Source organism: Frankia sp. CcMO1 (assembly GCF_977945845.1).
Genome location: NZ_CDWTMG010000244.1, coordinates 1 through 7,170, shown reverse-complemented (window position 1 = coordinate 7,170; position 7,170 = coordinate 1). Strand labels below are relative to the sequence as shown.

Here is a 7,170-nt window from a genome sequence, read left to right as displayed (position 1 = left end):
CAGCAGGCCACGCCGAGCCAACATTACGCACAGTTACCAAACTGGCTGGGGTCTCACGCCCACCCCGGTTAACTTCGAAGACCCGGCACTTCCTGGAGACCAGGTTCGACCCGGAGCTGGTGCTTGAGCGGATCACCGCCGACCGGGTGACCTTCACGTTCATGGTGCCTACCATGATCTACCGGGTGCTCGACCGGGCGGCGGGCCGCGCGTTGGATCTCAGCTCGCTGCGGACCATCCTGTACGGTGCCGCGCCGATCACCCGGGAGCGGCTGGAGCAGGGCCTGGAGGTGCTCGGCCCGGTGTTCATGCAGCTGTACGGGCAGTCGGAGGCGCCGAACTTCATCACCCGTCTTCGCCGTGAGGATCATCGTCTTGATCCTGACGGGGAGTATCGGCTGGCCAGTTGTGGTCAGCCGGTCGTCATGGCCGCGGTCAAGGTGGTCGACGAGGCTGGCCGGGAGCTGCCCCGCGGTCAGGTCGGGGAGATCGTCGCCGCCACGCCGTACACGATGGTGGGGTATCGGGGCCGGCCCGAGCAGACCGCCAAGGCGTTGCGGGACGGGTGGTTGCACACCGGGGATATCGGGCGGATGGATGCCGAGGGGTACGTCTATCTGCTGGACCGCAAGAACGATATGATCATCACCGGTGGGATGAACGTGTACAGCACGGAGGTGGAGAACGCGGCGGCGGCCTGTCCGGGGGTTGGGCAGGTCGCGGTCGTCGGGGTGCCGCATCCGGACTGGGGTGAGGCGGTCGTGGCGTTCGTCGTGCCCGACGATACCGGTGCGTTCGACGAGGCCAAGCTGCTGGCGCACTGCCGGGTGGAGCTTGCCCGGTACAAGCAGCCCAAGGCCGTGCGGGTCGTCGAGGCCTTGCCGACCACCGTGTACGGCAAGCTGGACAAGAAGGCGCTGCGGGCCGGCTGGCCCGGTTGGTGACGCCCAAAGTATTGCGGCCTGGGCGGCCAGTGCGAAAATCAGCTCGAGGGCCTGTGAGTATCGTCACGAACGCGTGGCAGGGGAGCCGGGCGGGGAGCCCTCGGAAGCGAGGCGAGCTGGATGGACACCAAGGCACGTCCCACGCTGGCCGTGTCCACGAAGTTTCAGGCACCCACCTATGACACCCAGCTGGTCGGCCGGGACCGGCTCCTCGACGTGTTGCGGGACGGCCGGGCCCGGCGGCTGGCTTTGATCCACGCGCCGGCCGGGTTCGGGAAGACCACGCTGGCGGTGCAGTGGCAGCGGGTGCTGCGCGCCGAGGGGGTGCCGGTGGCATGGCTGAGTCTCGATCGGGACGACAACGACGCGGTGTGGTTCCTCAGCCATCTCATCGAGGCGGTGCGCCGGGTCGAACCGACCCTGGCCGGTGACCTGGTCGAGGTGCTGGAGGGGCATTCCGACGACGCGCAGCGGTATGTGCTCACCGAGCTGGTCAATCAGGTTGCCGAGCATCGGCAGCCGTTGGCGGTCGTGCTCGACGACTGGCATCTCATCGACGCCCCGCAGGCCGTTGCCGCGTTGGAGTTCCTGCTGGAGGTGGGTCCGGCCAACCTGCATCTGATCGTCACCAGCCGGACCCGGTCGCCGGCCGTGGGCCGGCTGAAGGTGCGTAACCAGGTGACGGAGATCGACGCCACGCAGCTGCGGTTCGACCATCGGGAGTCCGCGGCCTTCCTGCTCGAGCTCAACGCGTTGGATCTCGACAGCACGGACGTGCATCGGCTGTGGTCGAGTACCGACGGCTGGGTCGCCGCGTGACAGCGCCGACCCGTCGGCATTGATCCGCGGTTTCTCCGGGCGGCATCACTCCCTGGGTGACTATCTCGCCGAGAACGTGCTCAATGCGCTGCCCGCGGATCTGCTCGACTTCCTGCTCACGACTTCCGTCTGTGATCGGCTCTGCGGTGATCTGGCGGCGGCGGTGAGTGGGCAGCGGCGGGGGCAGGCGCTGTTGGAGGAGCTGGAACGGCGGGACCTGTTCCTGCGGCCGCTCGACGATAACCGGGAATGGTTTCGCTATCACCATCTGTTCGCGGGTTATCTGCGCCGCCGCCTGGAGCGTGATCATGCGGATCGGGTGGTGACCCTGCACCGGACCGCGTCGGCCTGGTTTGCTGATCATGGTCTGCTCGGTGAGGCGGTCACCCATGCCCTGGCTGCCGGTAACGACGCCGGGGCGGTGGATCTGGTGGAGCGGCGGGCCATGCACCTGGTGGAGCACAGCCGAATGGCCACCCTGCTCGGCCTGGTCAACAAGCTGCCGCCGGCGCTGCTGCCCGGCCGGCCGCGGCTGCAGATCGCGATCGCCTGGGCCAACTGTCTGCTGCAACGGGCGCAGCCCGCGCAGGTCGCGCTCGACCACGTGCGTGCCGCCCTGGCACCCGATGACACCAGCGACACCGGTAAGGACATCCTCGGCGAGGCCGATGTCGTCCAGGCCTGCATCGACGTCTACGGTGACCGGATCGACCGCGCCGCTGACCTGGTCGCCCCCTACATTGTGAAGAACTCCGGCTACCGGCCGTGGCTGGTCGCGGTGTCGTCCAACATCCGGACCTTCGTCGACATCCACACCTTCGCCTACGACACCGCGCAGGCGCGGCAGCGGTGGGCCAACGCCTTCCACGACACCACCCGCGGGCCTTTCGCCGGCGTGTACGGGCGCTGCTTCGCCGGGCTCGCGGCGTTCGCCCAGCTTGACCTGGTGGCCGCCGAACGTCTGTACCGGGAAGCCGTGGCCCTCGCCCGCGAAGCCGCCGGGCCGCGTTCGCACGCCGCCCGGCTGGCCGGCGCGCTGCTGGGCCGGCTGTACTACGAGCGGGGCGACACCGATGCCGCCGAGCGGCTGCTGGAGGAGTGCCACGAGCTCGGTGCCGAAAGCGGCGTCGCCGATCTTATGATCGCCACCTACTCCACGCTGGCCCGCATCAAGACCCTGCGCGGTGAGATCGAGGACGTCTGGCACCTGCTCGACGAGGGCAGCGAGGCGGCGAGCCAGCTCGTCCTGCCTCGATTGTCGGCCGCCGTCGACCACGAACGCCTGCGGCTGCACCTGGCCCGGGGGGACCTCGGGCGCGCCCAGAACGTGCTCGCCCGCCACGGCGACGACGTCGCCCGCGGCGGCGACGGCATCGCGATGGCCACCCGCCACTACCAGCTCGCGATGCGCGCGCGGGTCATGGCCGCCCAGGCCGACTACGACGGTGCCCTGCGGCTGCTGTCCCAGATGCACCAGGAGAGCAGCTCCGTGGCCTGGCGGTACGCCGAAACGGCCGCGCGTATCGACCTCGCGGTGGTGCACTCGCTGACCGGCGACACCGACACCGCGCTGCGCACCCTCGTGCCCGCCGTCGTCGCCGGGGCCCGCCGCGGTCTGGTGCGCACCATTACCGACGCCGGACCGGAACTCCTGAAGATCATTGGCGAGTTGCGGGACGCGAGCCGGTGCCGCCGGTGGCCGGCGGAGTTGCCCACTGTGCCCTCCGACTACCTGTCCAAGCTGCTCGCCACGGCCCACGCGGACGCGGAACGGGCGGCGATCCCCATCATCGACCGCCCGGCCGAGCGGAACCCCGCTCCCGAAGAATCGCTCAACGCCCGCGAGATCGACATCCTCCGTCTGCTGGACCGCGGACTGTCGAACAAGGAAATCGCGCGTAACCTCGGCCTGACCATCAACACCGTCAAGTGGTATCTTAAGAGCATCTACACCAAGCTCGGGGTCGCTCGGCGCGGGGAATCGGTCTCGGAGGCCCGCCGCCGCCGGATCCTGACCTGAGTGCCCTGGTAGCCCTGAGTGCCCTGGTAGCGGGTGCCGCTTCCACGACGGGGAGGACAGCGATGCCTGACACCCGGCTCAGCGAGGAGCAGGAAGCCCTGCGCAAGACCGTGGAGGCGTTCGCCCGCGAGGTGGTCGCCGCCGCGGCGGCGCGGCACGACGAGGAGAAGACGTTCCCGTACGAGGTCGTCGCGCAGATGGCCGACATGGGCCTGTTCGGTCTGCCGTTCCCGGCGGAGTACGGTGGGCAGGGCGCCGACTTCTTCGCCCTCTGCCTGGCCATCGAGGAACTGGCCCGGGCCGACTCGTCGGTGGCGATCACGCTGGAGGCCGGGGTTGGCCTCGGCGCGATGCCGATCTACCGGTTCGGCACGCCGGCACAGCGGGAGGAGTGGCTGCCGTTGCTCGCCAGCGGGCGGGCGTTGGCCGCGTTCGGGCTGACCGAACCAGAGGCGGGCAGCGACGCTGGCGGCACCCGCACCACCGCCCGGCTCGACGGCGGCGACTGGGTCATCAACGGCTCGAAGGCCTTCATCACCAACTCGGGTACCGACATCACCCGGCTCGTCACCGTCACCGCTGTCGCTGGGCGGACCCCGGCCGGGCGCAAGGAGATCTCGTCCATCCTGGTGCCGGTGCCCACCTCCGGCTTCACCGCCGGCCCGGCCTACTCGAAGGTCGACTGGCATGCCTCCGACACCCACCCGCTGGCCTTCGACGACGTGCGGGTTCCTGCGGAGAATCTGCTCGGTGCGCGCGGCCGCGGCTATGCGAATTTCCTGCAGATCCTGGACGAGGGCCGGATCGCGATTTCCGCGCTGGCCGTCGGGCTGGCGCAGGCCTGCGTGGACGAGAGCGTGAAATACGCGAAGGGGACGTAATGAAGTAACAAATACGCGATCGAGAGCATCATCGCAGGTCACAGGCCTGTGGAGGGTTCGAAACGCGCAAGTTATTTCATTTCGACTCCGAAGCAGCGGGAGGCATTCGGCGCGCCGATCGGCCGCAACCAGGCAATCGCCTTCAAGATTGCCGAGATGGAGGTGCGGACGTACGTGGCCCGTGCCGCCTACTACGACGCGGCTTCCCGGATGCTCGCCGGCCTGCCCGTCAAGAAGGAGGCGGCGATGGCGAAGCTGTTCTCCTCGGAGGCGGCGGTGACGAATGCCCGCGAGGCCACGCAGATCCACGGCGGCTACGGGTTCATGAACGAATACCCGGTCGCCCGGCACTGGCGGGACGCCAAGATCCTGGAGATCGGCGAGGGCACCAGCGAGGTCCAGAAGATGCTGATCGCGCGCGAACTGGGTCTGTAGTGGCGAGGCTCGCCAGAACACTGCCGGCACTCCGCGAAAGATCATCAGTGGCTGGTGGCCGGCCCGGGTGCCGGGTGCCGCGTTCCCGCGGCGAGCAGGGCGGCCAGGCCGAGCTGGTGCAGCAGGTCCGCCAGCTGCGGCCGGCTCATCGTCACCGCGCTGTAGGGGGTGGAGTTCAGCAGGCCGAAGGTGGCGTGGACGGCGGCGCGGGCGGTGCCCTCGGCGAGTTCGGGGCTGCGGGCGCGCAGCTGGGCGGCCCAGAGCTCGACGTAGCCGCGTCGCAGCCGGCGCACGGTGTGCGCGTCGGCCGGGTTCAGGCTGCTCAGGTCGCGATCCTGAACGCGGATCAGTTCGGGTGAGTCGAGAGCGAAGGAGACGTGCCAGCGCACGAGCGCGTCCAGCGTGGCGTCCGGACTGGGGGTGCCGTCCGGACTGGGCACCGCGGCCGCGCGACGGGTGCCCTCGGTGAGCAGGCGTTCACTAATGCCGATCAGCAGTTCGCCGAGGATCGCCTGCTTACTCGGGAAATGCTTGTACAACGCCGGCCCGGAGACGCCCGCGGCCCGGCCAATGTCGTTGATGCTCACCCCGTGGTACCCGCGCTCGGCCATCAGCCGGGCCGCGGCGGCGAGGATGCGCTCCCGGCGCGATCCTGCTGGCGGCGGTTCTTCGAGGCTGAAGGACACGGTCGGCACATTACCGCCTTCCGGGACAGCCGGTGCCCGCCTGGTTAATACTGGCTAACTCAGGTTCTTAGTCGTCCGGCCCGGCCCGTGCCGGTTCACGCGGGGCCGCGGCCCGGCGCTCCACCGGTCCGAACAGGACGATCAACGGCACCAGGAAGAGTGCGGGCAGGATCACCCACAGCGGCCGCCCGGCCCACCAGGCCGCGGTCGGTTCTTCGGGCATCGGCAGCCCGACCGCCCGCATCGTGACCATCGCGAGCAGCAGGGCCGTCATGTGCCACAGGAACACGGTCATGATTACGGCGTTGCCCGTGACGACCGCCGCCCACGGCCGGCGCCGGGCCAGCATTCGGTTCAGGGCGGGTACGGCGAGCAGTATCAGACCGAGCTGGAAGACGGCGAGCACGGCGATCGCAGCGGTTGTCGGGAACATGTTGCTGAGCCTGGTTCCCTCGGTGGCGACCATCGATCGCGGATACTCGTCGAGCGTCGTCACCAGGGCCAGACCCGCCAGCCCGCAGAGCGCCGTCAGCAGCGCCCGCCGCGGCCCGCGCAGGGCGCCGTCCCGCCAGAAATACCCGAGCTGGTGGGCGAACACCCAGACGAGACCGGTGTTGACATAGCCGAACACCGTGCTGCCGGTGCCGAACCGCGCCAGGTCGACGAACGCCACGGCCGCGCCCAGCAGCAGGATGAACCGGCAGCCGAACCGCCGATGGACCGCCGCGGTCACCGGCACGGCCAGGATGACCCCCAGGTACGCCGCGAGAAACCACAGCGGCACCAGCACGGCCCGTCCATAGCGCAGCAGACCCGGGTAGTCGGGGACCGCGAGCAGCAGGACGGCGTCGACCGCCGCCCAGATAACGGCGAATACCGCCATCGGGGGCAGCAGGCGGCGCAGCCGCCCCCGCAGGAAGCGCCGCGCCCGCGGGCCTCAGGGAAGCGCGGGATCACCGCGCGGAGACCCGGGGGCGCGACCGGCCGCGTCCCAGGCCGCCAGGTGGGCGAAGCCACCGATGACGAAGAACACCGGCATCACCTGGAGCAGCCAGGTCGCGAGCCAGGCGAACGGTATCCGCGCGATCGGATTGGGCATCACGAGAACGCCCCCGCGAAAGTGGTCGATGGACAGGGCCCAGTGCCACAGCACCACGACACAGACGCTCGCCAGGCGCAGGAAGTCGACGTCGCGCGCCCGGGACGGCGGGGTGGACTCGATGAGTCGGCCCATGGAGCGCAGCCCGCCCCATGGTGACCACACACCGCCAGGCTGCCAGACGCGGCGCCCCGGCGATCGCCGGGACGGACCCGGCGGGCCGCACGCTCACCCCATGACAGCAGACCTTGTCGGGCAGCCGGACCAGCGGTCTAGGCTTGTCTTC

General features: G+C 69.7%; 6 protein-coding genes and 1 pseudogene. 4 read left to right on the top strand and 3 right to left on the bottom strand.

All coding sequences use genetic code 11. From position 1 onward, the window contains the following. The 4 genes and pseudogenes from AC08OU_RS20710 to AC08OU_RS20695 form a co-directional block, all read left to right on the top strand. On the top strand, positions 1-944 hold a 944-nt coding region (locus tag AC08OU_RS20710), incomplete at its 5' end, for an AMP-binding protein (protein ID WP_476605602.1). 120 nt (positions 945-1,064) lie between these two features. Beyond that, positions 1,065-1,763 (top strand): AAA family ATPase, encoded by a 699-nt coding sequence (locus tag AC08OU_RS20705; protein ID WP_476601803.1) that lies wholly within the window; start codon positions 1,065-1,067, stop codon positions 1,761-1,763. A 19-nt stretch (positions 1,764-1,782) separates the two neighbouring features. After that, positions 1,783-3,783, top strand: a complete 2,001-nt coding sequence (locus AC08OU_RS20700) for a winged helix-turn-helix domain-containing protein (RefSeq protein ID WP_476601804.1) — start codon at positions 1,783-1,785, stop codon at positions 3,781-3,783. 62 nt (positions 3,784-3,845) lie between these two features. After that, positions 3,846-5,099 (top strand): annotated as a pseudogene (locus AC08OU_RS20695) (acyl-CoA dehydrogenase family protein). 44 nt (positions 5,100-5,143) lie between these two features. Here AC08OU_RS20695 and AC08OU_RS20690 read toward each other — a convergent pair. From AC08OU_RS20690 to AC08OU_RS20680, 3 genes are all read right to left on the bottom strand, one after another. After that, positions 5,144-5,785 (bottom strand): TetR/AcrR family transcriptional regulator, encoded by a 642-nt coding sequence (locus AC08OU_RS20690; RefSeq protein WP_476605601.1) that lies wholly within the window; start codon positions 5,783-5,785, stop codon positions 5,144-5,146. A gap of 67 nt (positions 5,786-5,852) precedes the next feature. After that, positions 5,853-6,701 carry an acyltransferase family protein gene (locus AC08OU_RS20685; RefSeq protein ID WP_476601807.1) on the bottom strand — a complete coding sequence of 283 codons (849 nt, stop codon included), beginning with the start codon at positions 6,699-6,701 and terminating at the stop codon, positions 5,853-5,855. A 21-nt stretch (positions 6,702-6,722) separates the two neighbouring features. Beyond that, positions 6,723-7,019, bottom strand: coding sequence for a hypothetical protein (locus AC08OU_RS20680; protein WP_476601806.1), 297 nt, complete (start codon positions 7,017-7,019; stop codon positions 6,723-6,725). Positions 7,020-7,170: the final 151 nt, after the last annotated feature.

What these genes read in the sequence shown, in the direction of transcription:
- AC08OU_RS20705 (WP_476601803.1), top strand. Translation starts at nt 1,065, where the DNA reads ATGGACACCAAGGCACGTCCCACGCTGGCCGTGTCCACGAAGTTTCAG.
- AC08OU_RS20680 (WP_476601806.1), bottom strand. Translation starts at nt 7,019, where the DNA reads ATGGGCCGACTCATCGAGTCCACCCCGCCGTCCCGGGCGCGCGACGTC.